This is a genomic window from Streptomyces catenulae (assembly GCF_000718015.1).
GTDB classification, from domain to species: Bacteria; Actinomycetota; Actinomycetes; order Streptomycetales; family Streptomycetaceae; genus Streptomyces; species Streptomyces catenulae.
This window is the reverse complement of the sequence record NZ_JODY01000036.1, coordinates 37,344-61,450: the sequence shown is the minus strand read 5'-3', so window position 1 is coordinate 61,450 and position 24,107 is coordinate 37,344. Positions and strand designations below refer to the sequence as shown.

Here is a 24,107-nt window from a genome sequence, read left to right as displayed (position 1 = left end):
ACTTTCGTTTGCGGCGCCTTGGCGTGGTCACTACTTTAGCGGAATTCCTCGGTGACGCATAATCACGTCGCGGTGTGAAATTCGGGCATGCCGAAATTCATCCCGGTGAGGAGTCGTGCAGTAGTGGTGTGCCGCGATGCGGCGGACGGCTGCCAGGAGACCTGTCGGCTCCGTGGCAACTCGAACAACTTACACGACCCCGCAGGCGCCCTACGACGGGGGGTGCCTCTGCGGCGCTCCGGGCTCTCTCCCCCCCCGCCACCGGGCATCCGTACCGCCCGGTGGCGCGTAAGGAAGGGAAAGAGGGCCGCGGGAGGGGAGTCGGCGTCACCGTTCTCCGGCGACGTCCAGATCGGCGGTGCGTGGCTCCGTCTCGACCTCGGCGGCCCGTGGGCGGCGCCACGGACGGGCGATCGGATGGGAGACGGCCCGCCACCACGGCTCCTCGGGCAGCTGGCCCCCGGGCTCGAACGGCTCGCCGGGGCGGGGGAACGCCACCGCCTGGCCGACCTCGTCGGCCGCGTCCTTCGTCCACTCGGCCGGCTCCGCCCACGGGTGCGGGGCGAGATTGAAGGTGCCCCAGTGGATCGGCAGCAGCACTCCGGCGGGGCCGCCTCCCTGGAGATCCAGGTGGGCCCGGACCCCTTGCGCCGGGGTCATGTGGATGTCGGGCCAGGCGCCGGGCAGCGGGATGTGGTTCGGGTGGTTCCTGGGCCAGAATTCGCTGTACGCGCCGATCTGGATCATGGTCAGGTCGAAGGGGCCGTGGCCTTCGCCGATCTCGGCGAAGCCGGGGAAATAGCCGGTGTCGCCGCTGTGGTGGATGCGGTGCTCGGGCCCGGCGACGGACCAGGAGGCCCAGAGGGTGTGCTGGGGTCCGCGCAGGCCACGGCCGCAGAAGTGCTGGGCGGGGGTGGCGGTGAGGGTCAGTTCGCCGACGCGGGTGGACTCGTGCCAGTCCAGCTCGGTGATACGGGACGGCGGTACGCCCCAGAACTCCAGGTCGGCGCCGATGCCCAGGGGCACCACGAAGGCGGCTCCGGTGACGGTGAGCGCCCGGACCGTCGCCATGTCGAGATGGTCGTAGTGGTCGTGGGAGATCACCACGGCGTCGACGGGAGCCAGCGCGGCCAGCTCGACGGGGGCCGGGTGGAGTCGCTTGGGACCGGCCCAGGCGAAGGGGGAACAGCGCTCGCCCCAGACCGGGTCGAAGAGCAGCCGGTGTCCGTCGATCTCGGCGAGCGCGCTGGAATGCCCCATCCAGGTGATGCGGAGTCCGGTCCGCGGTGGCCCGGCGGTCTCCCCCGGGGCCGGGCGGTGCAGTGGTATCGGGGCGGCGGGGGCGCGGCGCAGCCGGGCCTCGCGGTTCAGCTGCGAACGGACCATCGGCAGGGCGGAGCCGCGTAGCAGCCGGTTGATCGGTGTCGGGTTGCGGAACTGACCGTCCACGAACTGCGGTGACCGGCGCATCCTGGCCAGTCGCTCGCCGGTGGGTGCGGCGCCGAAGCTCGCGGGGCGCAGCGCGCGCCACGGCGTACGGCGGGGTCGGGGACCGGTCACGGAACCTCCAATGTCGGGCGGTCGCCACGTTGAACGGACCGGGCGGACCGCAGGTTCCGTCCCCGGCCCGCCCAGGGGGCCGCGGCGCCCGGGCACTTCCACACCCTCTCTCCGTGCCGGGGGCGGCGCGACCCGCGGCCCCCTATATATGGGTCGGGGTCCGCACGGTCCGGCTCCGGCGGGCCCCCGCCCGCCGACCGGGCCTCAGGCCCGGCTCCGGGGAGTGCGCCGGGCCGCCGCGCTCCGGACTCCCCTTTACTCGGGTGCGGCTCCTGCCTCCGGTGCGTCCGTCCCGCGGAACTCCACGACCACCCGGTCCCGCACCGCCTCGTACCCCAACCGCTGGTAGAGCGCGTTCGCGGTCGGGTTGGCGAGGTCGGTGAAGAGCAGGACCTCATGGGCTCCGGTGTCGCGGGCGGTCTGGGAGAGGGCCGCCGTCACGGCTCCGGCGTAGCCGCGGCCGCGCAGCTCGGGTGGGGTGTAGACGGGGGCGACGCGGGTGACGCCGTCGTCCGCGCCGGTGTGGGCGGCCATCGCCACGGGGCGTCCGGCGTCCTCCCAGAGCAGCACCCGGCCGTGCGCGATCCGGTCGTCGACCGTACGGGCGTCGCGCGGCGGGGCGACCCCGGCGTCGGTGGCGAAGGCGGTGAACCACTCCAGGACGAGGGCGCGGTCGGCGGTGGTGGTGGCCGGGCGGGCGGCGCCCGGTGGGCCGGGGCGCGGGGGCAGGAGGGTGCCGAGGCGGTGGAGGCGGCTGCGTTCGACGGTGTCGATGGTGCCGCCGTGGTGGCGCAGCCAGGTGGTGGCGAAGGCGTCGACGGCGGTCCGGTCGCCGCCGATGCCCGGGACGGGGCGCCGCTCGGCGGTCAGGGTGTCGGCGAGGGCGCTCGCGGCCCGCTCGGGCATGGTCGAGAGCAGCACCGGGTGCGGCGGCGTCCAGAGGAAGGCGGCGCCGACGGCGTCCTTCTCCTGCCACCAGCCGTACCGCGGCGGGTGGTCGCCGTAGGCGTCGGCGCCGGTCTTGCGGACGGTCGCGGCGACGGAGAGGAGCATGGTGTGCTCGACCGGCCGGGCTCTCAGAAAGGCTCCGGCGGCGGCGTCGAAGGCGTCGGGGTCTGCTGTGGTGGTCCAGGTCATGCCCCAGTTTCCGGTAGGGGTCGCCCGTGGCGCACCGCATTTTCGGGGGCGCCCGCCGGGGCCGTCCGGGCTGCCGCGTCCGAGGTCAGGCGCGTGCTCCCGACGCCCGGACCGGCTCGGGCACCGTCGGTGGTGCGGGCAGTGCGGGGCGGCGGGGGCGCAGGACGGTGCGGGCGGCTATGCGGGGGCCGAAGAGGCGGGGCAGCGGGGCGGTGAGGCAGAAGACGTCGCGCAGGGCGGCGCCGACGACGGGGTCGAGGGCCGCGCGGGCCGCCAGCCGTTCGAGGTACCAGGCCGTCAGCCGCTCCCCGACGGACCGCTTCTCGTCGGCGTCGCGGAGGTAGGGCAGATCGGCGCCGACCGCGGTGATCCATGCCGGGTCGGTGACGGCGGCGATCTCCCGTTGGACCGTGGCGGCGGTGTCCGGCAGCGGTCCGCCGGTGCGCTCCAGGGTGTCGCGCAGCGCGCGGGCGCCGAGGGCGGCGACCGACATGCCCTGGCCGTAGACGGGGTTGAAGGTGCAGTGCGCGTCCCCGAGGACGAGGAAGCCGTGCGGGGAGGCGCCGGGGCGCTCGTAGCGGCGGCGGCGGTTGCGGGTGTCCTGGAAGCCGTGGACGGGGGTGAGCGGTTCGGCGTCGGCGACCAGGGAGTGGAGGTACGGGTCGCCGACGGTGGCGCAGTAGGCCAGGAACTCCGCCGGATCCGTGGGCGGGTGGTCGCCGTGCATTCCGGCGAGGGTCAGCATCCAGGCGCCGTCCTCGACGGGGAGGTAGCAGCCGCCGCGCGGGGAGCCCGGCCAGTTGGGGATGTTGACGCCGGTGTCCGGGGGGCCGCCGGGTCCGGGGCGGTACCGGCGGGTGGCGTAGCCGAGGCCGGTGTCGACGGTCTCCTCGTGCGGGGCGTCCAGGCCCAGTTCGGCGTACCAGCGGGGGGCGCGGGAGCTGCGTCCGGAGGCGTCCACGACGAGGGCGGCGGTGCGGGTCTGCGGGGCGCCGCCGTCGCGGGGGCGGATGCGGACGCCGGTGACCCGTTCGGCGTCGCCGGTGAGTCCGACGGCCTCGGTGGCCTCCCGCACCTCCACGTGGGTGGTGGAGTCCGCGAAGGCGGCCCGGGCCCGTTCGGTGACGACGGCGTCGAGCAGCGGGCGGGACACGCTGAGGGTGTGGTGACGCCCTTCGTCGAACCGGCGGGGCCAGCCGGTGGGGGTGCGGGTGAGGATGTCGCGCGGCAGGTCGAGGCGGGGGGCGCCCGCCTCGACCAGGGCCGTGCAGCTGCCGGGCAGCAGGGCGTCCAGGGCGCGTTGGCCGCCGGTGAGGAGGATGTGGGTGTGGCGTGACTGGGGGACGCCCTTGCGGAAGCCGCGGTGTTCCGGGTAGCGGTCGCGTTCGATGACGGTGACGGTGTCGGCGTGGCCCAACAGGGCGGTGGCGGCGAGCATTCCGGCCAGCCCTCCGCCGATCACGATCGCGTCCCGTGCGCCGCCGGTGTGCTGCTGTTCCATACCCGCTCCCCTCGGTCGGCCGCCGCCCGGCCGCCCGCCCCAAGTGATCAACTACGGTGCCGGGGCCCAGACTTCAGCGCCCGTCACCCCTTGTCAACGCCTGTCCGGTGGCTCCGCCCGGCCCCGGGGCGGCGGGGGCGGACCGTCGTCCGGTGTGCTGTCGCACACGTTTTCCCCACCCTCGTCGGCCCTGTCGGATCCTGTACCTGACGCCCCGTTTTGCGGCATCTTGGGGCTAGAATCCGGCCTGCGGACGGGGCCTGTCCGCAGACCGCCGCCACCAGCCAGGGATGCGCCTGTGACACATCAGCCGGGAACCGAGCCCTATGACGTCCTGGTCGTCGGCGGATCGGGGGTGGACACCGTCGTACGGGTCCCCACCCTGCCGATCCCCGCGGCCGATTCCGTGCCGGTGCCGCCGGTCCGGGAGTACGCGGGTCACACCGGCACCGGCGTCGCCGTGGGGTGTGCCGCGCTCGGGTTGCGTACCGGGTTCCTCGACTTCATCGGCGACGACCCGCAGGGCGCGCTGGTCCGGGAGCGGTTGGCCGGTACCGGCGTCGACTTCCGGCCGCTGATCTCCCCGCACGGCACCCGCCGTTCGGTGAACCTCGTCGCCCCGGACGGCCGCCGCACCTCGCTCCACGACTCCCGGGACCCGCTCGATCTGCGGATGCCGCCCGAGCACTACCTCCCCGCGCTGCGCCGCGCCCGGCACGTCCATCTGTCGATCACCCATTTCACGCGGTTCCTGTACGACGACATCGCCGCGCTGGGGCTGCCGGTCTCCACGGATCTGCACGACTGGGACGGACTCACCTGCCACCACAAGGAGTTCGCGTTCCGTTCCGACCTGGTGTTCCTGAGCACCGCGGGGGCGGGTGAGCGGATCGGGGCGGTGATGCGGGAGATCCTGCGGGAGGGCCGGGCGTCCGCGGTGATCGCGACGGCGGGCGCCGGGGGCGCGTACCTCCTCAGCTCGGAGGACCGCACCCCGCGGCATGTCCCGGCGGCCGTGCCGCCCGGCGCGGTGGTGGACAGCAACGGCGCCGGGGACGCGTTCACCAGCGGGTTCCTCCACGGGCATCTCGCCGGGCGGGAGTTCGGGGAGTGTGCGCGGCGGGGTGCGCTGGCGGGCGCGCACGCCTGTGTCGCGCAGGGGACGCACACCGCGCCCCTGGACGCGGCAGCGCTGACCGCCGGTGAGGAGCCGCAGGCGGGGGCGGCGGACGCCGTTCCGGTCTGACCGCGGGCCCGGCGCCCGCGCGGTCAGTCCTTCCGGCCCACCGCCCCGTAGAAGATGGTGTTGTTCAGCTCCTCGGCGTCCGGGATCTCGCCGTCCGGGCGCCACAGCGGGACGCGGACGACGCCGGGCTCCAGCAGCGTGAAGGGGCCGAAGAGTTCGGCGACCCGGGCCCGGGAGCGGACGGTGAGGGGGGCGGTGGCGTTCTTGTAGACGTTGACGACGCCGTCGCGGGCGGTGGCGTCGACGCGGCCGCCGGGGAACTCCTCGTAGGGCTCGTCGGTGGCGTGCGAGAGCACCAGGTGGCTCCCGGCGGGCAGGGCGTCGGCGAGGGCGGTGACGATGCCCGCCGGGTCCTCCTCCTCGCGGACGAAGTGCAGCACCGCGAGGAGGAGGACGGCCACCGGCCGGTCGAAGTCGATGAGCCGCCGTACGGTCGGGTGCGCCAGGACGGACCGGATGTCGCGGACGTCGCCGAGGACGAAGCCGGTGCGGTCGGCGTCGGTCAGGCGTGCCCCGGCGTGGGTGGCGACGATCGGGTCGTTGTCGACGTAGACGACCCGGGTGTCGGGGGCGCTCGCGCGGGCCACCTCGTGGGTGTTGGGCGAGGTGGGGATGCCGGTGCCGAGATCGAGGATCTGGCGGATGCCGCCGCCGACGAGGGTGCGGACCGCGCGGCCGAGGAACGCGCGGTTGGCGCGGGCGCTCAGCCGGACCTGCGGGTGGACCTCGATGACGCGGTCGGCGGCGATCCGGTCGACCTCGTAGTTGTCGCGCCCGCCGAGGTAGTAGTCGTACATCCGGGCCGGGTGCGGGGTGCCGGTGTCGATCTCCTCGGGGCGGAAGCCGCCGTGGCCGGTGCCGTCGGGCAGCGGCGGGAGCAGCGGCCCCCGGGCGATCTCGGCGTCGCTCATACCGTTCTCCGTTCGGGGTGGCGGTGCGGGCCGCCGGTCAGCAGGAAGTCCGCGTCCCCGGCCTTGGCGCCCTCGATGAAGCTGACGATCTCGTGGTGGGTGTAGATCAGCGCGGGGCCGTCGGGGTCGGTGGACTGGCGCAGCGCGACCCGGCCGTCGCCCAGTCTCATCGCCTCGACGCACTCGCCGCCGTTGCCGCCGCTCCAGGGCTTGTGCCAGCCGTCGGTGCCCAGTTCCTTGGCGGGCATGCCGTTGTAGATGCGTATGCGATCCATGGTTCAGATCTCCTTGCGAAAGCCACCCAGGATGTCCTCGGTGGCGTGTGCCGGTGCGGCCTGCGCACACATCCGGTCGAGGGCCTCCAGGAACTGCGAGACGTCGTTGCGCTGGTCGAAGTACTGGGCTCCGACGAGGCTCTCCGCGTACGCGATGTCCGGCAGCTCCGGAATCGGGAAGCGGAAGATGTGGAACGGCCCGTACATCGCCGGGTGCGGCCCGGCGGCGAACGGGATGATCTGCAGCCGGACGTTGGGCAGCGCGGTGGCCTCCACGAGGCGGGCGATCTGGTCGCGCATCACCTGCGGGTCGTCACCGATCGGGCGGCGCAGCACGGTTTCGTCCATGACCACCCAGAGCGTCGGCGCGTTCTCGCGGGTGAGCAGGGACTGGCGCTCCATGCGGAGGGCGACGCTGCGGTCGATGTCGTCGGCGGCGGCGTGTGGCATCCCGGCGCGCAGCACGGCCCGTGCGTACTCCTCGGTCTGCAGCAGCCCGGGTACGTAGGCGGGCTGGTAGCCGCGGATGAGGTTGGCCTCGCTCTCCAGGCTGACGTAGGCGCTGAACCAGTCGGGCAGGACGTCACGGAAGCGGTGCCACCAGCCGGGGCGGTTGGCCTCGCGGGCGAGGGAGACGAAGCCCGCGATCTCGGTGGGTTCGGTGACCCCGTAGGTGGCCAGCAGCTTCTCGACGTACGGGATCTTCAGGCCGACCTCGGCCTTCTCCATCCGCCGTACCGTCGCATGGGTGACGTCGAGGGCCTCGGCGGCCTGCTCGAAGGAGAGACCGGCCTTCTCGCGCAGGTCCTGCAACCGTTTCCCGAGCACCACCCGCAGGACGGTCGGCGCCCCGCCCGACCGTGCTTCCACCACGTCCGATCCCTTCTGCCTGCTTCCGGGCAGCAGTGTGTCATGCCGTCAGTTACGCGAACAGACTGCATAATCCGATTCTGTAATTTGCAGATTGATCCTTGCCATCGCTCCTCGGCATCGCACATAGTTGCGTAGTGGCTTCCTCCAGCAACGCCCCTTCGTTGGCGCCCCGCGGCTGTTCCGCCGGGCGCCGGGACGCGTTCCATCTGCCGGCGCGCCGCACCTCCGTCCCCGAGGCGCGGCGGCGGGTCACCGCGCTGCTGCGCTCCTGGGGCACCGCACCCGGCGTCCGTGACGACGTGGAGCTGGTGGTCTGCGAGCTGTTCACCAACGCCCTGCGGCACACCGCGAGCCGATGGGTCGGCTGCGAACTGTCGCTGCACACGGGGTACGTACGGATAGCCGTCACCGACGAGGGCGGGGCGGGGGCGTCGGCGCCGCGGGTCCGCCCGGGCAGCGTGGACAAGGAGTGCGGCCGCGGTCTCTTCCTGGTCGGCGCGCTCGCGCGGAACTGGGGCACCCGGCCCGACGAGCACGGCGGTGGCCGGGTGGTGTGGGCCGAGGTCGGGCGCGAGGGAGCCACCGACTGACTCCGGGCGGCGCAGGCCCGGACATGGCGACGGCCCCGGAATCCCTTCACGGGATTCCGGGGCCGTCGTGCTCGCCCTAGAGGGGAAGCAGATCCGGGCGCTTCGGCTCGACGTGGTCGCCGGAGGACTCACCGCGCAGGCGGCGGCCGATCCAGGGCACCAGGTGTTCGCGCGCCCAGTGGATGTTGTCGCGGCGGGCGTCGGCGGCCGACCGCTCCGCCTCCGGGGGCCAGGGCTGGTCCGGGTCGGCCGGGACCTGGAGGCCGAGGACCTGACCGGCGCGGAGCGCGACCCGGGTGTGGCCGTCGGCGGACAGGTGCAGCCGGTCGTCGCTCCAGGCGCGCCGGTCCTGGACGGACTTGAGCGACCAGAGGTCGAGGACCGGGCAGCCGTGCCGGTCGGCGATGGCGCGGACGTGTGCGGTGTATGTCGCGATCTTGCCGCGCAGATGCTTCAGGACGGGGATGCCGCGGGTGTCGAAGCCGGTGCAGAGCAGGACCGTGCCGACGGTCTCGCGCAGCTCCGCGACGGCCGCTTCGTACCGCTCGGCGACATCGTCCGGGTCGGAGCCGGGACGCAGGATGTCGTTGCCGCCCGCGCAGAAGGTCACCAGCTCGGGGGCGAGCTCCTTGGCGCGGGGCACCTGCTCCTCGACGATCTGGTCCAGGAGGCGGCCGCGGACCGCGAGGTTGGCGTAGCGGAAATCGCCCTCCGCACGCTGGTCCGAGAGGAGGACCGCGAGGCGGTCCGCCCAACCGATGTACGCCCCGTCACGGCCCGGATCCCCGACTCCCTCGGTGAAGCTGTCCCCGACGGCTGCGTACGACCCGATGGCGCGCACGGCGCCGCTGCTGATGTTTTTCGAATCGTCTCCCACGTCAGGACATACTTCACCGCGAGAAGTGACTTACGCCACCGTAACCAGGGGTTGACGGGAGGTGATTAACACCACCCGGTCAAATTCTCTTCAAGTTGGAATACACAACGATCGCCCGTTGTCACCGGAGTGCGGCCCACCGTGTCGGACCCGGTCCACGCCCGGAACGGAAGCGTCACTTCCCACCATGGTTGCCTGCGGCACCCGTGTCGTATCGTCGGGACCGGCCACGTCTCGCCGGCGACCGCGCCGGCGGCCGAACCGAGGAGCGCCCGTGACGCAGACGCCGCAGGTCCCACCGGCCGATTCCCCTCTCGTGGAGGTCCGCAACTTCCGCGACGTGGGCGGGCTGCCGACCGTGGACGGGCGGCGGGTACGGAGGGGACGGCTGTTCCGCAGCGGCCATCTCGCGCACGCGACCGACGCCGACGCCGCCTTCCTCGCGGGGCTCGGCCTCCACACCGTCTTCGACTTCCGCAACGCCGCGGACATCTCCCTCGAAGGCCCGGACGTCACGCTCCCCGGCGTACGGAACGTCAACATCCCGCTGACCGACCCGGCCGACGGCGCGGAGTTCTGGACCATGGTCCGCGACGGTGCGCTGGACCAGCTGCGCCGGATACTCGGCGACGGCAAGGCGGCCGCCCGGATGGCGAGGAGCTACCGCCACATCGTCACCACCCGCACCGCCGACCACAGCCGTCTGCTGCACGCCCTCGCCGAGGACAGCACGCCCGCGCTGCTGCACTGTGCCGCCGGGAAGGACCGCGCCGGACTGTCGATCGCCGTCACCCTGCTCGCCGTCGGCGTCGAGCGGGACGCGATCGAGGCCGACTACCTCAAGTCGAACGACCCGCACCGGCGCTACAAGATCCGCCGCTCGGACAACTCCCCCGCCGCGATGTCCCCCGAGGTCATGGAGTTGCTGTCGCCGCTCTTCGGCGCCGACGCCGGGTACCTCGCAGCCGCCTACGACGCGATCTCCGCGACCTGGGGCTCGACCGAGACCTACCTCACCGAGGGGCTGGGCCTGACCCCGGCCGTCCGCGAGCAGCTGCGCGACCGGCTCCTGGAGGGCTGAGCCCGCACCCGGCTCCGTACCCGGCCTCACACCACCGGGTACGGATCGGGGTCGGTGACCCACCCGGCGACCGGCACCAGCCCGCTCGCCCGGTGCACTGCCAGAAAGCCGAACGGCCGCGTGAAGTACGCCGTCACCAGCCGGGAGCGGAGCGGCGGCGGCGACGCCATGCCCGCCGCGCGCATCCCGATCGCGGTGACCGCCGCCGCCCGGAAGCCGAGCGGCCCGAACGTCGCCGTCGCCGTCTGCCGCGCCGCGGAGACCGCCAGCGGGCGCGTGGCCATCCCCGGGAAGTGCCCGGCCGACGCCCGCGCCACCGCGCCGAGCCCGAACACCTCGGGCCACCCCAGCAGATCGTGGTCGGCGTCGACGGTCCACCGCGTGGTGCACAGCTCGGTCAGCGGACGGCCGTGCGGGGACGGCACCGAGGAGACGGCGAGCCCCGGACCGCTCCCGTCCGCGCCGGGCGCCATCGGGTACGCCCCGCCGAGCGCCGCCACACCGTGTGCCAGCACCTCCCCGCCCGGCAGCCGCTCCGGGCCGAGCAGCAGATGGACGTCGAGGCCGTCCGTGCCCGCGACCCGGGCATCGGTCAGCGGACCGTCCGGTGTGTGGTGCACCCGCAGCTGCGCACCGTCCTCCGTACGGCGGTACAGCTCCGCCAGCGTCCGCCCCGCCCACGGGCCCTCGACCGGGCGCAGCGGGCGCTCGGCGAACGGGGTCTCCCAGGTGGTGCGGAGCAGCAGCGCGCTCGCCAGCACCAGCAGCGTGCCGGGGCCGACCGCCACCGGCATCCGTTCGATCATGCCGTCGGTGCCGCGCCGCGCCCAGGCGTCCAGCGCGGCGCGGTCGGCGGCGGCGTCGCCGGTCAGCTCGCCGAGCGCGCCCTCCGGCAGCCGCGCGCACCACTCCGGGCGGAGTCCGGCGGAGCGGGCGGCCCACACCCCGGCGGCCGCGTCGGTGCCGTCCATCGCGTCCAGCGTGGCGAGCAGCGCGCGGGCCTCGTCCATCGCGTGCTCCGGGGCGGTGCCGAGGGCGGCGGCCAGCTCCGTACGGGCCGGGCCCGCGGCCGGGGTGGTGAGCAGGGCGAGCAGCGGCCAGACCCCGGCGGCGGCCAGGACCGTGCCCCGCTCCCCCACGGCCGCCCGCGCCCAGCGGGCCGTCATCGCGTTGACGGCCCGCACCGTGGCGTCGTCGCTCATCTCTCCCCCTCCTGTGGGTCGCCCCGTCAGCGGTGGGCGACTGCCTGCTTCACCAGCGTCCGGCCGAAGTCCCACATCAGGCCGGAGCCCGTGTGCGCCTCGTCCATGACGGCGGTGAACGCGTCGACGAACCGGTCCACCTCCCGCTCGCCGATGATCAGCGGCGGGATCAGCTTGATGACCTCCAGGCGGTCGCCGGAGACCTGGGTGAGGATCCGGTGGCGCTGGAGCAGCGGCACCACGACCATCTGCGCGAAGAGGCCCTTGCGGGCCGCCTGGAGCATCGTCCAGCGGCCGCGCAGCGCCAGCGACCTCGGGCGGCCGAACTCGATGCCGATCATCAGGCCCCGGCCGCGCACCTCGTGCAGCAGCTCGTACCGGTCGGTGAGCGCGGCCAGCCGGGTGCGCAGCAGATCGCCGGTGCGGCGGGCGTGGGCGACGAGCTGTTCGTCCTCCAGCACGGCGAGCACCGCCAGGCCCGCCGCCATCGCCTGGGCGTTGGCGCCGAAGCTGGCGGAGTGGACCAGCACCCGGTCCATGGACGAGTAGACCTTCTTGAAGATCCAGTCCTTGCCGAGCGTCGCGCCGACCGGGACGTAGCCGCCGGAGAGCGTCTTGGCGACGCAGACCAGGTCCGGTTCGACGCCCGCCTCGTGCTGGTAGGCGAAGAAGTCGCCGGTGCGGCCGAGCCCGGTCTGCACCTCGTCGGCGATCAGCAGCGCCTGGTGGCGGTGGAGCAGTTCCTGGGCGGCGGCGAGGAAGCCGGGCGGGGTCGGCAGCACACCCTTGCCCTGGATCGGCTCGACGACCAGCGCCGCCACGTCCCCGCGGCGCAGCTCCCGCTCCAGCGCGGCCAGATCGCCCAGCTCGATCGCAGTGTCCGGCAGCAGCGGGGCGAAGCCGTCGCGGAAGCCGTCCTCGCCGTTGACCGACAGGGAGCCGGTGGTCAGACCGTGGAAGGCGTGGGTGCAGTACAGGACGCGGGGTCTCCCGGTCGCGTAGCGGGCGAACTTCAGGGCGGTCTCGACGGCTTCGGTGCCGCTGTTGCCGAAGAACACCCGGTCCAGGTGGGGCGTGTGGGCGAGCAGCTTCTCGGCGAGCAGACCGGGCAGCGGCTGGCAGTCGAAGCGGGTGAGGTCCGCCAGTTGCGCGTCGAGGACGTCGTGCAGCGCCCGCCGGACGACCGGGTGGTGGCGGCCCAGGCCCATCACCCCGAAACCGGCGAGCATGTCGAGGTAGTCCTGCCCGTCGGCGTCCCAGAAGTAGGCGCCCTCGGCCCGCTCGTAGACCTTGTCGAAGCCGAGGGTGTGCAGCATCCGCGGCAGCTGGTGGTTGAGATGGCGGCTGTGCAGGTCGTAGCGTTCGCCGCCGCGCTCGGCCAGCAGCGCGCCCAGATCGAAGCCGGTCACCGGTGGCTCCCCTCCCCGTCGCTCCCCGTGGCCCGGGCGGTACGCGCCGCCCGGGCCACGGGCGGCGGACGTGTCAGTCACGGTTGCCCGCGACGGTCTCGCGCGCCGCGCGCAGCGACTCCTTGAGCGACCCCATGGTGGCCAGCACGGCGGTCGGCTCGTAGCCGCAGTGCGCCATGCAGTTGGCGCACCGCGGATCCTTGCCGCGGCCGTACTTCTCCCAGTCGGTCTCCTCGATGAGCTGGCGGTACGTGGGGACGTAGCCGTCGCTCATCAGGTAGCAGGGGCGCTGCCAGCCGAAGAGGGAGTAGTTGGGGATCGCCCAGGCGGTGCACGGGAAGTCCGCCTTGCCCTCCAGGAAGTCGAGGAAGAGCGGGCTGTGGTTGAGGCGCCAGCGGCCGCGGTTGCCCCCGGCGAACGCCTTCTTGAACAGCTCCCGGGTCTGCTCGACGCCGAGGAAGTGCTCCTGGTCGGGCGCCTTCTCGTACGCGTAGGCGGGCGACAGCATCATCTCGTCGACCTGGAGGTCGTCGTTGAGGAAGTTCAGCACCTCGATGATGGTCTGCGGGGTGTCGGTGTTGAAGAAGGTGGAGTTGGTGGTGACGCGGAAGCCGCGCCGCTTGGCCTCCTTGATGGCGGCCACCGCCTCGTCGAAGACGCCCTCCTTCGCGACGGACTCGTCGTGGCGCTCGCGCATCCCGTCGATGTGCACCGCGAAGGCGAAGTACCGCGAGGGCGTGAACTTCTCCAGCTTCTTCCGGAGCAGCATCGCGTTGGTGCAGAGGAAGACGTATTTCCGCCGGGCCACCAACTGCCGGACGATCTCGTCGATCTGAGGGTGCATCAGGGGTTCGCCACCGGCGATGGAGACCATCGGGGCGCCGGACTCCAGCACCGCCCCCACCGCCTGCGCCACCGGCATCCGCTGCTTGAGCACGCCCGCGGGGTGCTGGATCTTGCCGCACCCCTCGCACTTGAGGTTGCAGGCGAACAGCGGCTCCAACTCGACGATCAGCGGAAACTTGTCGCGCTTCCGCATCTTCTGTTCAAAGAGATAGGTCCCGACCCGGATGGACTGGCGGAGCGGCATGGCCATCTGGCTCACCTCCAGGGGAGCAGCAAAGAACGGTGCCATTCGAAGAAAACAGGAAGGACTGACCGCAGCACGCGGAAGGCCGATATTCCTCCGCGCAGGGTCGCCAGGCGCAGCAGTTCATGTTCTGGAGCGTCCACGACCACCCGGACGGCCGCAACCGGGCGGTCCCCGGCCCGCCGCGCCGCACGCAGCGTCGCGGCGGACTCCATGTCCACCGCGACCGCGCCCGCGGCGTGCAGCGCCGCCCGCTCCGCACCCCGCACCACATGGTCACTGCCCTGCAGCAGCCCGGTGTGGACGGTCAGCCCCCGCGCGCGCAGCGCCGCGGCCAGCGGACCCCCGTGACAGGGCACGGCGGATGCGTCCGGTCGGTGGTCACGGGTCCGCTCGGCGACCACCACGTCGCCGGGGCGCATGCCCGGGGCGAGCCCGGCGCAGAAGCCGCTGGCGATCACCGGGGAGAGCGCGGTGGCCGCGCCCGGGGCGAGCGCCCGCTCCATGGCGCGTTCGGCGGCGTGCGGCCCCATGCCGGTGCGGAGCGTGACATGGGCGGCCCCGGCGGCGCCCCGGCCCCCGCCGCGCAGCGCGAGCCGTTCGATGCCGAGCGCACAGGCGACCAGCAGCGGCGGCTCGCCCTCCGGCGGGGGCCGTCTCGGCATCAGGCCCCCAGCGGTGCGGCGGCCGGTCCGCCGCCCACGTAACGGCCCAGCGCCGTCAGCGGGAAGACCTGGCGGTACAGGTGGTAGTTGATGGAGAAGTCCCAGGGGAAGCCGGTGCCGGTGAAGTACGGCTCGTCCCAGGAGCCGTCCGCCAGCTGGGTGTCGGCCAGCCAGCGCACCCCGCGCCGGACCGCCTCGTTCTCCCGCTCCCCGGCGGCCAGCAGCGCCATCAGCGCCCACGCGGTCTGCGAGGCGGTGGAGGCGCCGCGGCCGGTCCAGGTCTCCTTGTCCTGGTACGAGCGCTGGTCCTCGCCCCAGCCGCCGTCGGTGTTCTGCACCCGCTCCAACCAGGCGACGGCGCGCCGCACGGCCGGATGCGTACGGGGGATCCCGGCCGCGGCGAGGGCGGGGAGGACCGAACCGGTGCCGTAGAGGTAGTTGGTGCCCCAGCGGCCGAACCAGGCGCCGCAGGGCTCCTGCTCGGCCAGCAGCCAGGCGATGCCGCGGCGGGCGCGCGGATGGTCGGCGCGTCCGGTGTCGGCGAACATCTCGACGACATGGGCGGTGACGTCCGCCGACGGCGGGTCGATGACCTCGCCGAAGTCGCAGAACGGCAGCCGGTTGGGGAACGGGCTGGTGTTGTCCGCGTCGAACGCGCCCCACGCGCCGTTCCGCGACTGCATCCCGGCGCTCCAGCGCACCCCGCGCGCCACCGCCTCCTCGATCCGCCGCGGGTCCGGGTGGTCGACCCGGCGCAGCGCGAGGACGACCTCGGCGGTGTCGTCGATGTCCGGGTAGTTGTCGTTCTCGAACTCGAAGCCCCAGCCGCCGGAGGCGAGACGCGGACGGCGGACCTGCCAGTCGCCGGGCCGGTCGATCTGTTCGGCGAGCATCCAGTCGGCGGCCCTGACCAGCTGCGGGTGGTCGGCGGGGAGCCCGGCGTCGGCGAGGGCGATGGTGGCCAGACAGGTGTCCCAGACCGGCGACTGGCACGCCTCGATCATCCGGGAGCCGTCCTCGCGCCAGACCGCGAAGCGGTCCAGCGAGGCCAGGCCCGCCTTGAGGACCGGATGGTCGAGGTCGTAGCCGAGCAGGTGCAGGGCGATGACGGAGTAGACGGCGGGCGGCTGGATCCCTCCCCAGCAGCCGTCGTTCTCCTGGCGTTCGATGATCCAGCGGGCCGCGGAGCGCATCGCGGCGGCGCGCACCGGACGGAGCGCGACCTTGTGGTAGAGGTGCAGCGCCCTGTCGAGACGCTGGAAGAGGCCGTCCCAGCTGGTGGCCGGTGCGAGCGGGCGCGGCGGGACGGGGACGGCCGGGTCGGTGTGCAGCTCGTCGAGGCCGAACGGCGCGGGGCGCACCGGGCGCTTGGCCGAGACGATGGTGAGCGGCACGATCGTCTGCCGCGCCCAGCACCCGAAGTCGTAGATGTTGAGCGGGAACCACTTGGGGAGGTGGATCAGCTCCGGCGGGAGTTCCGGCAGGTCCTCCCACTTCCACCAGCCGAAGAGGGCCAGCCAGATGCGGGTGAAGACGCGGGACGCGGCGATACCGCCGGCCTCGCGGACCCGGGCGGCGGCGCGCGCCATGTGCGGGGCTTCGGGGGTGTCCCCGGCGAGCCGCAGGGCGACATACGCCTCGACGGTGGTGGAGAGGTCGCCGGGCCCGCCGTGGAAGGTGGCCCAGGCGCCGTCCTCGCGCTGCTTGCCGCGGATGTACCGGGCGGCCGCCTCGGTGGTCCGCGCGTCCCGGATGCCCAGGAACTGGCGGAGCATCAGGTCCTCGGCGTCCATCGTGACGTTGGTCTCCAGGTCGCCCTTCCACCATCCGGCGGGGTCCTGGACGGAGAGGAGATATGCGGTGGCGCGCTCCGTCGCACGCCGGGCCTGCTCTGCGATGCCCGCCGGATCACCGGTGTGACCGGCGGCATCACTGGCCGAGGGGGCCCGGGGCGGCAGGGCCCCGGTGCTTCCGTCGGTCGTCGCTGTCATGGCTTCCCCTTCTGCAGTGAACTGTGAAGCGTGCTCAGGGATTCCGTCGGCCGGCGCCCGGCTGGCACCGGCCGGCGACTGCGATCAGTTCGTGTCGATAGTGCTCATCTCTGTCGTACGACGACGAAGTCCGCGAGCGCGACGAGTTGCGCGCGGACCTTCTCGGGCATCTCGACCTCGTCGAGCGCGGCGATGGCCGTGGCGTGCTGGCGGCGGGCCTCCTGCGAGGTCCACTCGCGGCCCCCGGCCTCCTCGATCAGTGCGGCGCGGGAGGCGAACTCCTCCTCCGTGAAGTCGGCGATCTCGTCCTCGGACTTCTTCGCGTCGGCCGCCAGGATCTCGGCGAGCCGCCGCGAGGCCGGGCCGTCGGCGTCCAGCGCGGCGACGACCGGCAGCGACTTCTTACGCTGCCGCAGGTCGCTCCAGGTCTGCTTGCCGGTGGACTCCGGGTCGCCCCAGATGCCGAGCAGGTCGTCGACCGCCTGGAAGGCGAGACCGAGGTGGTAGCCGTACTTCTCCAGGGTGTCGGCGGTGCGGTCGTCGGCGCCGCCGAGCACCGCACCGATGGAGACGGCACAGGCCAGCAGCGCGCCGGTCTTGTTGCCCTCCATCTCCAGACACTCCGCGACGGTGACCCGCTCGCGGTGCTCGTACGAAATGTCCTGCGCCTGACCGTCGATCAGCTTACGGGTGGCGGTGGTCAGACGGCGGGTGGCGCGGCCGGCCTCGACGGTGCCGAGTTCCAGCAGCAGTTCGTTGGCGAGGGCGAAGAGCGCGTCGCCGACCAGGATGGCCTGGGCCGGGCCGTGCACCTTCCAGACCGTGTCGCGGTGGCGGCGCTGCTCGTCGCCGTCCATCAGGTCGTCGTGGAGCAGCGAGAAGTTGTGCACCAGCTCGACGGCGACCGCGCCGGGGATGCCGACCTCCGGCGCCGCGCCCGCGGCCTCGGCGGACAGCAGGGAGAGCGCGGGACGTACCGCCTTGCCGCCGTCGCCCGCCGAGGGGTGACCCGCGGCGTCGATCCACCCGAAGTGGTAGGCGGCGACGGTGTCCATGGGAGGGGCGAGTCTGTCCACGGCGGCACGCAGCACGGGAGTGGCGAGCGTGCGCCCGCGCTCCAGCAGCGCGGTGACGCTCTCGGTGTCGATAGCTGGGGAAGCCGGGTTCACGGTTTCTCCTCTGTTTCCGATGCTCGTGCTCATGCGAGCGCTGGTGCGCGTTGTCATGCTGCCTCCCGGGGCAACCGGCCCCGGGGGAAGCCGAGTTCGGTGAGCGCGTGGCGCGCGGCCGCATGGCCGCTGCGCACAGCGCCTTCCATGGTCGCGGGCCACCCGGTGGCGGTCCACGCACCGGCCAGGTACAGGCCGGGGGTACGGGTACGGGCGGCGGGGCGGAGCCTGCCGACGCCCGGGGTGGGGGCGAACGTCGCGGTGCGTTCGCGGGTGACGAAGAAGTCGCGGACGCGGGCGCCGCGCGCCGCGGGCAGCAGCCGCTCCAGCTCCGGGAGGTAGCGGTCGCGCAGCTTGGCGACCGGCTGCCCGATCTCCTCCTGCGCGGCCGACTGGGACACCGCCAGGTACTGGCAGCCCGCGCCCTCGGGGAGCGCGGCCAGGCCGGAGGTGTCGGTGCGGTCGAAGACCCACTGGACGGGCGAGCCGACCGCGGTGAAGAACGGGCGGCGCAGCACCTTGCGGTCGTAGACGACGTGGAGGTTGAGGATCGGCGCGGTGCCGATGTCGAGCAGCCGGTCCTGGTCGTCGAGGGTGCCCGCGGGGAGCAGGGCGTGCGTCTCGCGCTGCGGGAGGGCCGTGACGACGGTGTCGGTGTCGAGCACCTCGGTGGCGTCCGGCCCGTCGGCGACGGTGACCCGCCAGCCCGAGTCCGTACGGGTGAGGTCGGTGGCGCGGGTGCGCAGCAGGACGCGGACCCCGGCCTTCTCCAGGGCGGTGCGGGAGAGGGTGTCGTGGACGTCGCCGAGCGGGACCCGGGCCCAGCCGATGTCGGCGGCGCCGGGCGCGGAGAGCAGCCCGGTCTTGAAGACCTTGGCGGCGAGCGCGAGGGAGGCGTCGGCGGCGGGGGCGTTGAGGGTGGCGACGCCGACGAGGTCCCAGAGCGCCTCGACGGCGCGGGCGGACTGGCCGTGGCGCCGCAGCCAGCTGCCGAAGTCGACCGCGTCGAGCGCCGGGTCGTCGAGGTCGAGGCCCTTGAGCGCGAGGGTGGCGCGGACCACGGAGGCGCGGTCGGCGGCGGTCAGGTGCGGGTAGCGGGCGAGGCTGCCCGCGAGGTGCAGCGGGACGGGCAGCGCGGTGCGCCGCAGTCGGCCCAGCCGCATCCGGTCGGCGTCGAGGACGGGCACGTCCATCCGGTCCTGGAGCGGGACCAGCTCGGTGGCGCCGAGCCGTTCGAGGAAGGCGCCGTAGGCGGTGCAGCAGCGCAGGAAGACATGCTGGCCGTTGTCGACGCTCAGCTCGCCGCCGCCGAACTCGCGGCGGAAGGAGAAGACCAGTCCGCCCAGGCGCGGGCGGCCCTCGACGAGGGTGACGCGCGCCCCGGCATCGGCCAGCGCCAGGGCGGCCGCCGTACCGGCCAGCCCGCCGCCGACCACCACCGCGCCGCCGGTGCGCCCTGCTCCGGCTGTCATGTGTCCTCCCCCGTCGCCGTCCACAGGGACGCCATGATCACCGGGAGGGTTGCCCCGGGTGCCGCGGGGTGCGTCGGCCGGGCCGCCGGGAGGCCGGGCCGTGCGGTGGTGCGGTCGTACATCAGCGCCTCCCGGCGGTGCGGCGGCCCGCCGCGCGGGCGTCCAGACCGGACAGACCGCGCACCGCGACGAACGCCTTCTCCCGGCCCGGCAGCGACACCCGGCCGCGGAGCACGGCCTCCGGGTCGTCGGCGATCCGGGTCAGCAGCCGGTGGTAGATCCCGGCCATCGCCGCGACGCAGGCGCCGCTGCGGCGGTCCAGCATCGGCAGCAGCCGGAAGCCCTCGGCGAAGAGCGCGCGGGCGCGGGTGGCCTCGAAGTGCACCAGACCGGCGAAGTCCGCGCCGGGCGGCGGGACCGGCGCGTCGAACCCGGCCGAGCAGCCGAACTTCGCGAGGTCCTCGGCGGGCAGGTAGGTGCGGCCGTTGGCGGCGTCCTCGCGGACGTCGCGCAGGATGTTGGTGAGCTGCAGCGCGAGGCCGAGGGTGTCGGCGTACTCGGGGGCGCGCGCGGCGTCCGGTGCGCCGGGCACCGTGCCGAACACGCCGAGCGAGAGCCGACCGATGGCCCCGGCGACGCAGCGGCAGTAGAGCTTCAGCTCGTCCCAGGTGCGGTAGGTCTCGCCGCGGACGTCCATCAGGACGCCGTCGATCAGCTCGTCGAGGCCGACCAGGGGCAGCGGGAAGCGCCGGGCGGCGTCGGCGAGGGCGACGGCGACCGGGTCGGTGTCGTCCTCCTCGATCTCGCCGTCCTTGATCCGGCCCAGCAGCGCCCGGGTGTTCTCCAGCCGGACGCGCTTGGCCTCCGGCTCCAGGGCGCCGTCGCCGATGTCGTCGACGCGGCGGGAGAAGGCGTACAGCGCCGACATGGCCTGCCGCTTGGCGGCGGGCAGCAGCCGGATGCCGTAGGCGAAGTTCCGGGCCTGGTGCCCGGTGACGGCCTCGCAGTAGCGGTATGCGGCGAGCACCGGCGCGGCTGGCTGTGCGGTTTCCTCCACGGTCCGACTCACCCCTCTCTTCGCAATGTCGCCCCCACCGCGCGCAGCAGGCTGAGCTTGGTCGGCTTGGGCGGTCCGGGGAGTACGTCGTGGCCGGCGTCGGCGACGGCCTGCAGGGCGGCGCGCCCGCCGCCGACGAAACCGGCCAGCAGCAGCCGCAGCCGGCCGTGGACGCTGCCCACCAGCGGGGCTCCGGCGTCCAGCAGCCGGGTGGCGCGGTCCGCCTCGTGGGCGATGAGCGCGCGCACGGCGGGAGAGGCGTGCGGGGCGGCGAGGTCGGCCTCGGTGACGCCGAAGCGCTTGCGGTTCTCCTCGGGGAGGTAGATCCGGTCGCGGGCCAGGTCCTCGGCGACGTCCTGGAGGTGTTCGACGATCTGCAGCGCGGTGCAGATCTCGTCGGAGCGCCGGACGCGTTCGGGGCTGGTGGTGCCGGTGATGCCGAGGACGAGGCGGCCGACGGGGTTGGCGGACAGCTCGCAGTACGCGTCGAGGTCCGCGGTGGTCGCGTAGCGCGAGATCCGCTGGTCCTGACGGTTCGCCTCGATCAGGCCGAGGAAGGGCTCCGGCGTCAGTCCGCAGCGGCGGACGGTCGGGCCCAGACGGCGCAGCAGCGGGTGGCGGGGGCCGGGGGCGCGGTCGCCGAAGACGCGGTGCAGGTCGGCTTCGAGGGCGTCGAGCAGCGCGAAGCGGTCGTCGGCCTGCTCGCGCTCCAGCCCGAGGAGGACGGCGTCGCCGCCGCCGGGGGCGAGGTCGCCGTCGCCGATGTCGTCGACCAGACGGGCGTACCCGTAGACCGCCATGAGGTCGCCGCGCCAGGCGCGGGGCAGGAAGAAGGGCGCGACCGGGAAGTTCTCGTGAGCGGCCTGGTCGAGGACGGTGCGCGAGGGATCGTCCACCGGCCGGCCTGCGGAGGCCCGGGCCGTTTCTCGGCTCACCGAAGTCTGCCCGGCGCGTTTCGGAGCCGGAGCGGTCCAGTAGCCATTGCCGTCACGTCTCCCGTTCTACACCGCCAAGCCAAAACATCCCATTTCGGACACGCCACGCCCGACAGGACCGTTCTACGCTCACAAATGGCGAGCATTGCCCGACTTATACCACTTATTCTGATCAGTACCTGTACAGCTTACGCGGTAGATCTTCGCGACGGCCGACCGGGTCCCGCACCGCGGGGCCCCGTCCGGCGCGGCACCGCGCCCGGCCCAAACACGCTCCCACCTGCGGGAGTTGACAGGCCCATGACGGCCGTCGGGCCCCCGCGAACGGTCTCGCGGGGGCCCGGGCCGGAGGCGGACTACTTGCCCGACTCCTTCTCGTACGCCTTGATGACCTCGTCGGTCGGGCCGTCCATCAGCAGCTCGCCCTTCTCCAGCCACAGCACCCGGTCGCAGGTGTCCCTGATCGACTTGTTGTTGTGGCTGACCAGGAAGACCGTACCGGCCTCCTTGCGCAGCTCACGGATGCGGGCCTCGGAGCGCTTCTGGAACTTGCGGTCGCCGGTGGCCAGCGCCTCGTCGATCATCAGCACGTCGTGGTCCTTCGCCGCGGCGATGGAGAACCGCAGCCGGGCCGCCATACCGGACGAGTAGGTGCGCATCGGCAGCGAGATGAAGTCGCCCTTCTCGTTGATCCCCGAGAAGTCGACGATGCCCTGGTAGCGCTCGCGGACCTGGTCGCGGGACATACCCATCGCCAGCCCGCCCAGCACCACATTCTTCTCGCCGGTCAGGTCGTTCATCAGCGCCGCGTTCACACCCAGCAGCGACGGCTGGCCGTCGGTGTAGACCTTGCCGCGCTCCGCCGGGAGGAGACCGGCGATGGCCCGCAGCAACGTCGACTTGCCCGAGCCGTTGGAGCCGATCAGCCCGATGGCCTCGCCGCGGTACGCGGTGAAATTGACGCCCTTGACCGCGTGCACCTCGCGGACGCTGCCGCCCGGCTTGCGGCGGATGATCCGGTTGAGCGCCGCGGTGGCGCTGCCCTTGCCGCCACCGCCGTAGACGCGGTAGACGATGTGCAGATCGTCGGCGATCACGGTGGGGCGGGTGGCCGGGGCCGCCTGCGCGGTGGCGCCGGTGTCCTGCTGCTGCTCAGCCACGGCCGTAACGCTCCTCAGCCTTCCAGAAGTACACGAAACCCGCGGCGCCGACGAGCAGCGCCCAGCCGAGGGCCAGCGCCCAGACGTGCGGCGGCAGGTCCCTGTGGTTGAAACCGTGACCCAGCAGCGAGTACCGCATCAGGTCGATGTAGACCGACGCCGGGTTCGACGCCAGAAGGTTGATGAGCCACTCGGCGGCGTGCTTGTTCCGCAGCTGCTCGGTCAGGTTGTACATGACGCCGGAGGCGTACATCCACGTCCGCATGATGAACGGCAGCAGCTGCGCCAGGTCCGGGGTCTTCGCACCGGCGCGGGCCATGATCAGGGCCAGACCGGTGTTGAAGACGTACTGGAGTACGAGCGTGGGGAACACCAGCAGCCACGACAGCGACGGGTAGTGACCGAACCCGAGCAACACGATGACCAGCACGATCATCGAGAACAGCAGTTGCTGGAGCTGCTGGAGTGCGAACGAGATCGGCAGCGAGGCGCGCGGGAAGTGCAGCGCGCGCACCAGCCCGAGGTTGCCGGAGATCGCCCGGACACCGGCCATCGCCGAGCTCTGGGTGAAGGTGAAGACGAAGACACCGGTCACCAGGAACGGGATGTAGACGTCGTTGGTCATCTTGCCCCGGCCGCCCATGAGCAGACCGAAGATGAAGTAGTACACCAACGCGTTGAGCAGCGGCGTCGCCACCTGCCAGACCTGGCCCAGCTTCGCCTGGCTGTACTGCGCGGTCAGCTTGGCGCTGGAGAAGGCGGCGATGAAGTGGCGCCGGTCCCACAGCTGCCGGACGTATTCGAACAGGCCGGGTCGGGCACCGCTCTGCGACAGCCCGTACTTCTGGGCCAGCTGGGCAGGGGTGAGCCCGTCGTCGGGGGATGGCGGGGCACTCATGGCGACCGCACTGTCGTGCGTGGTCTCGCTCACAGTTGACACTTTCGTCCTCAAGGTGCGCTGCCGGGGCCACGCCCCGGTTCGCGCCTGATGCTCTCAGATATTGAGCTTGTCAGATGACGGGAGGGCGACCCAGCCGGGTCAGGCGCCACACGGTACGCCACTTCATCGGCCGCCTGGGGCCGCACGGGGTCGTCCAGCCCTCCTTGAAACCGGCCAGCCAGACGCGCAGCGCCGGAAGGGAAGGGCGCCGGGCCAGCGTCAGCAGGAACCAGACACCGAGGTAGACCGGAACCAGCGGGGCGGGCAGATTGCGCCGGGCCAGCCAGACGCGGTTACGGGCCACCATGCGGTGGTAGACCGCGTGCCGGCTCGGCGCCATCGTCGGGTGGAGCAGCAGCATGTCCGCGCGGTAGTCGACCAGCCAGCCCGCGTCCAGCGCGCGCCAGGCCAGGTCGGTCTCCTCGTGCGCGTAGAAGAAGTCGTCGGGCAAGCCGCCGACCTGCGCGAACACCGCCGTACGGGCCGCGTTGGCGCCGCCGAGGAAGGTGGTCACCCGCGAGGAGCGCATCGGGTCGGAGGCGCGCAGCCGCGGGACGTGGCGGCGCTGGGTCTCCCCGGTGTCCGGGTCGGCGATCCGGAAGCTGATGATGCCCAGCTTCTCGTCCGCGGCGAACGCCTGACGGCACAGCTCGGCGGTGTCCTTGCGGGCCAGCAGACCGTCGTCGTCGAGGAAGAGCAGGATGTCGACGTCGGTGCCGCCGGGGCCGAACGCCTCGATGCCGACGTTGCGGCCCGCCGGGATGCCGACGTTCTCCGGCAGCTCGACGGTGCGCACCGCGAGCCCCGGGACGTCCAGCTCGGGCAGGGGTGAGCCGTTGCCGACCACCACCACCTCGACCGGATCGCCCTCCTGCGCGGCGACCGAGTCCAGCAGCGCACGGAGTTCCTCGGGGCGGTTGCCCATGGTGAGGACCACCGCGCCGACCGTCATCTTCTGAGGGGTCT

Annotated in this window: 22 protein-coding genes; 3 read left to right on the top strand and 19 right to left on the bottom strand. The window is 73.1% G+C overall.

Features of this window, described 5'->3' with window-relative positions:
- Positions 1–327: 327 nt before the first annotated feature.
- The 3 genes from IF23_RS0126230 to IF23_RS0126220 all read right to left on the bottom strand — a co-directional run bounded on the left by IF23_RS0126230 (position 328) and on the right by IF23_RS0126220 (position 4,198).
- The gene (locus IF23_RS0126230; RefSeq protein WP_030287838.1) at positions 328–1,560 is read right to left on the bottom strand and encodes an MBL fold metallo-hydrolase; all 1,233 of its coding nucleotides are present in this window, start codon (positions 1,558–1,560) and stop codon (positions 328–330) included.
- A 255-nt stretch (positions 1,561–1,815) separates the two neighbouring features.
- Positions 1,816–2,697 carry a GNAT family N-acetyltransferase gene (locus IF23_RS0126225; RefSeq protein ID WP_030287837.1) on the bottom strand — a complete coding sequence of 294 codons (882 nt, stop codon included), beginning with the start codon at positions 2,695–2,697 and terminating at the stop codon, positions 1,816–1,818.
- A gap of 85 nt (positions 2,698–2,782) precedes the next feature.
- Positions 2,783–4,198 carry an NAD(P)/FAD-dependent oxidoreductase gene (locus IF23_RS0126220; protein WP_030287836.1) on the bottom strand — a complete coding sequence of 472 codons (1,416 nt, stop codon included), beginning with the start codon at positions 4,196–4,198 and terminating at the stop codon, positions 2,783–2,785.
- A gap of 298 nt (positions 4,199–4,496) precedes the next feature.
- Between IF23_RS0126220 and IF23_RS0126215 the strand changes: the two genes are divergently transcribed.
- Positions 4,497–5,444: a carbohydrate kinase family protein gene (locus tag IF23_RS0126215; RefSeq protein ID WP_030287835.1), complete on the top strand. Its 948-nt coding sequence runs from the start codon at positions 4,497–4,499 to the stop codon at positions 5,442–5,444.
- A 23-nt stretch (positions 5,445–5,467) separates the two neighbouring features.
- Here the strand turns inward: IF23_RS0126215 and IF23_RS0126210 are convergent, their stop codons facing one another.
- The 3 genes from IF23_RS0126210 to IF23_RS0126200 are packed head-to-tail and all read right to left on the bottom strand — an operon-like array spanning position 5,468 to position 7,503.
- Positions 5,468–6,355 (bottom strand): SAM-dependent methyltransferase, encoded by an 888-nt coding sequence (locus tag IF23_RS0126210; protein WP_078654268.1) that lies wholly within the window; start codon positions 6,353–6,355, stop codon positions 5,468–5,470.
- A complete protein-coding gene (locus IF23_RS0126205) occupies positions 6,352–6,630 on the bottom strand; it encodes a DUF397 domain-containing protein (protein ID WP_030287833.1) in 279 nt (92 codons plus the stop codon). Before IF23_RS0126205 ends, IF23_RS0126210 begins: the two co-directional genes overlap by 4 nt.
- Before the next feature lie 3 nt (positions 6,631–6,633).
- Positions 6,634–7,503: a helix-turn-helix domain-containing protein gene (locus tag IF23_RS0126200; RefSeq protein WP_030287831.1), complete on the bottom strand. Its 870-nt coding sequence runs from the start codon at positions 7,501–7,503 to the stop codon at positions 6,634–6,636.
- Positions 7,504–7,637: 134 nt separating this feature from the next.
- Between IF23_RS0126200 and IF23_RS0126195 the strand changes: the two genes are divergently transcribed.
- Positions 7,638–8,093 carry an ATP-binding protein gene (locus IF23_RS0126195; RefSeq protein WP_245655115.1) on the top strand — a complete coding sequence of 152 codons (456 nt, stop codon included), beginning with the start codon at positions 7,638–7,640 and terminating at the stop codon, positions 8,091–8,093.
- Between the two features lie 76 nt (positions 8,094–8,169).
- Here IF23_RS0126195 and IF23_RS0126190 read toward each other — a convergent pair whose 3' ends face one another.
- The gene (locus IF23_RS0126190; RefSeq protein ID WP_030287827.1) at positions 8,170–8,970 is read right to left on the bottom strand and encodes an SGNH/GDSL hydrolase family protein; all 801 of its coding nucleotides are present in this window, start codon (positions 8,968–8,970) and stop codon (positions 8,170–8,172) included.
- 274 nt (positions 8,971–9,244) lie between these two features.
- Here IF23_RS0126190 and IF23_RS0126185 point away from each other — a divergent pair, with 274 nt between their 5' ends.
- Positions 9,245–10,051: a tyrosine-protein phosphatase gene (locus tag IF23_RS0126185; protein ID WP_030287825.1), complete on the top strand. Its 807-nt coding sequence runs from the start codon at positions 9,245–9,247 to the stop codon at positions 10,049–10,051.
- A 26-nt stretch (positions 10,052–10,077) separates the two neighbouring features.
- Here the strand turns inward: IF23_RS0126185 and IF23_RS0126180 are convergent, their stop codons facing one another.
- The 12 genes from IF23_RS0126180 to IF23_RS0126120 all read right to left on the bottom strand — a co-directional run bounded on the left by IF23_RS0126180 (position 10,078) and on the right by IF23_RS0126120 (position 24,093).
- Positions 10,078–11,253: a serpin family protein gene (locus IF23_RS0126180; RefSeq protein WP_030287824.1), complete on the bottom strand. Its 1,176-nt coding sequence runs from the start codon at positions 11,251–11,253 to the stop codon at positions 10,078–10,080.
- A gap of 26 nt (positions 11,254–11,279) precedes the next feature.
- Complete coding sequence (locus IF23_RS0126175) at positions 11,280–12,662, bottom strand: aspartate aminotransferase family protein (RefSeq protein ID WP_030287822.1); 1,383 nt, start codon at positions 12,660–12,662, stop codon at positions 11,280–11,282.
- Positions 12,663–12,735: 73 nt separating this feature from the next.
- Positions 12,736–13,758, bottom strand: coding sequence for an adenosyl-hopene transferase HpnH (gene hpnH / locus IF23_RS0126170; RefSeq protein WP_030287821.1), 1,023 nt, complete (start codon positions 13,756–13,758; stop codon positions 12,736–12,738).
- A 5-nt stretch (positions 13,759–13,763) separates the two neighbouring features.
- Positions 13,764–14,417: a phosphorylase family protein gene (locus IF23_RS0126165; protein ID WP_030287819.1), complete on the bottom strand. Its 654-nt coding sequence runs from the start codon at positions 14,415–14,417 to the stop codon at positions 13,764–13,766.
- Complete coding sequence (shc, locus tag IF23_RS0126160) at positions 14,417–16,408, bottom strand: squalene--hopene cyclase (RefSeq protein WP_030287818.1); 1,992 nt, start codon at positions 16,406–16,408, stop codon at positions 14,417–14,419. The genes IF23_RS0126165 and shc overlap by 1 nt, the downstream gene beginning before the upstream one ends.
- 104 nt (positions 16,409–16,512) lie before the next feature.
- The gene (locus IF23_RS0126155) at positions 16,513–17,610 is read right to left on the bottom strand and encodes a polyprenyl synthetase family protein (protein ID WP_037679711.1); all 1,098 of its coding nucleotides are present in this window, start codon (positions 17,608–17,610) and stop codon (positions 16,513–16,515) included.
- A gap of 20 nt (positions 17,611–17,630) precedes the next feature.
- Positions 17,631–19,049: a hydroxysqualene dehydroxylase HpnE gene (hpnE, locus tag IF23_RS0126150; protein WP_030287814.1), complete on the bottom strand. Its 1,419-nt coding sequence runs from the start codon at positions 19,047–19,049 to the stop codon at positions 17,631–17,633.
- Positions 19,050–19,170: 121 nt separating this feature from the next.
- Positions 19,171–20,118 carry a presqualene diphosphate synthase HpnD gene (hpnD, locus tag IF23_RS0126140; RefSeq protein WP_030287813.1) on the bottom strand — a complete coding sequence of 316 codons (948 nt, stop codon included), beginning with the start codon at positions 20,116–20,118 and terminating at the stop codon, positions 19,171–19,173.
- Complete coding sequence (hpnC, locus tag IF23_RS0126135; protein ID WP_030287811.1) at positions 20,115–21,002, bottom strand: squalene synthase HpnC; 888 nt, start codon at positions 21,000–21,002, stop codon at positions 20,115–20,117. The genes hpnD and hpnC overlap by 4 nt, the downstream gene beginning before the upstream one ends.
- A 395-nt stretch (positions 21,003–21,397) precedes the next feature.
- Positions 21,398–22,201 (bottom strand): ABC transporter ATP-binding protein, encoded by an 804-nt coding sequence (locus tag IF23_RS0126130; protein WP_030287809.1) that lies wholly within the window; start codon positions 22,199–22,201, stop codon positions 21,398–21,400.
- Complete coding sequence (locus IF23_RS0126125) at positions 22,194–23,132, bottom strand: ABC transporter permease (protein ID WP_030287808.1); 939 nt, start codon at positions 23,130–23,132, stop codon at positions 22,194–22,196. Before IF23_RS0126125 ends, IF23_RS0126130 begins: the two co-directional genes overlap by 8 nt.
- A gap of 79 nt (positions 23,133–23,211) precedes the next feature.
- Positions 23,212–24,093 (bottom strand): glycosyltransferase family 2 protein, encoded by an 882-nt coding sequence (locus IF23_RS0126120; RefSeq protein WP_030287806.1) that lies wholly within the window; start codon positions 24,091–24,093, stop codon positions 23,212–23,214.
- Positions 24,094–24,107 lie beyond the last annotated feature (14 nt).

What these genes read in the sequence shown, in the direction of transcription:
- IF23_RS0126180 (WP_030287824.1), bottom strand. Translation starts at nt 11,253, where the DNA reads ATGAGCGACGACGCCACGGTGCGGGCCGTCAACGCGATGACGGCCCGC.
- IF23_RS0126155 (WP_037679711.1), bottom strand. Translation starts at nt 17,610, where the DNA reads ATGAGCACGAGCATCGGAAACAGAGGAGAAACCGTGAACCCGGCTTCC.
- hpnH (WP_030287821.1), bottom strand. Translation starts at nt 13,758, where the DNA reads ATGGCCATGCCGCTCCGCCAGTCCATCCGGGTCGGGACCTATCTCTTT.
- shc (WP_030287818.1), bottom strand. Translation starts at nt 16,408, where the DNA reads ATGACAGCGACGACCGACGGAAGCACCGGGGCCCTGCCGCCCCGGGCC.
- hpnE (WP_030287814.1), bottom strand. Translation starts at nt 19,049, where the DNA reads ATGACAGCCGGAGCAGGGCGCACCGGCGGCGCGGTGGTGGTCGGCGGC.
- IF23_RS0126205 (WP_030287833.1), bottom strand. Translation starts at nt 6,630, where the DNA reads ATGGATCGCATACGCATCTACAACGGCATGCCCGCCAAGGAACTGGGC.
- IF23_RS0126210 (WP_078654268.1), bottom strand. Translation starts at nt 6,355, where the DNA reads ATGAGCGACGCCGAGATCGCCCGGGGGCCGCTGCTCCCGCCGCTGCCC.
- IF23_RS0126120 (WP_030287806.1), bottom strand. Translation starts at nt 24,093, where the DNA reads ATGACGGTCGGCGCGGTGGTCCTCACCATGGGCAACCGCCCCGAGGAA.
- IF23_RS0126220 (WP_030287836.1), bottom strand. Translation starts at nt 4,198, where the DNA reads ATGGAACAGCAGCACACCGGCGGCGCACGGGACGCGATCGTGATCGGC.
- IF23_RS0126165 (WP_030287819.1), bottom strand. Translation starts at nt 14,417, where the DNA reads ATGCCGAGACGGCCCCCGCCGGAGGGCGAGCCGCCGCTGCTGGTCGCC.
- IF23_RS0126225 (WP_030287837.1), bottom strand. Translation starts at nt 2,697, where the DNA reads ATGACCTGGACCACCACAGCAGACCCCGACGCCTTCGACGCCGCCGCC.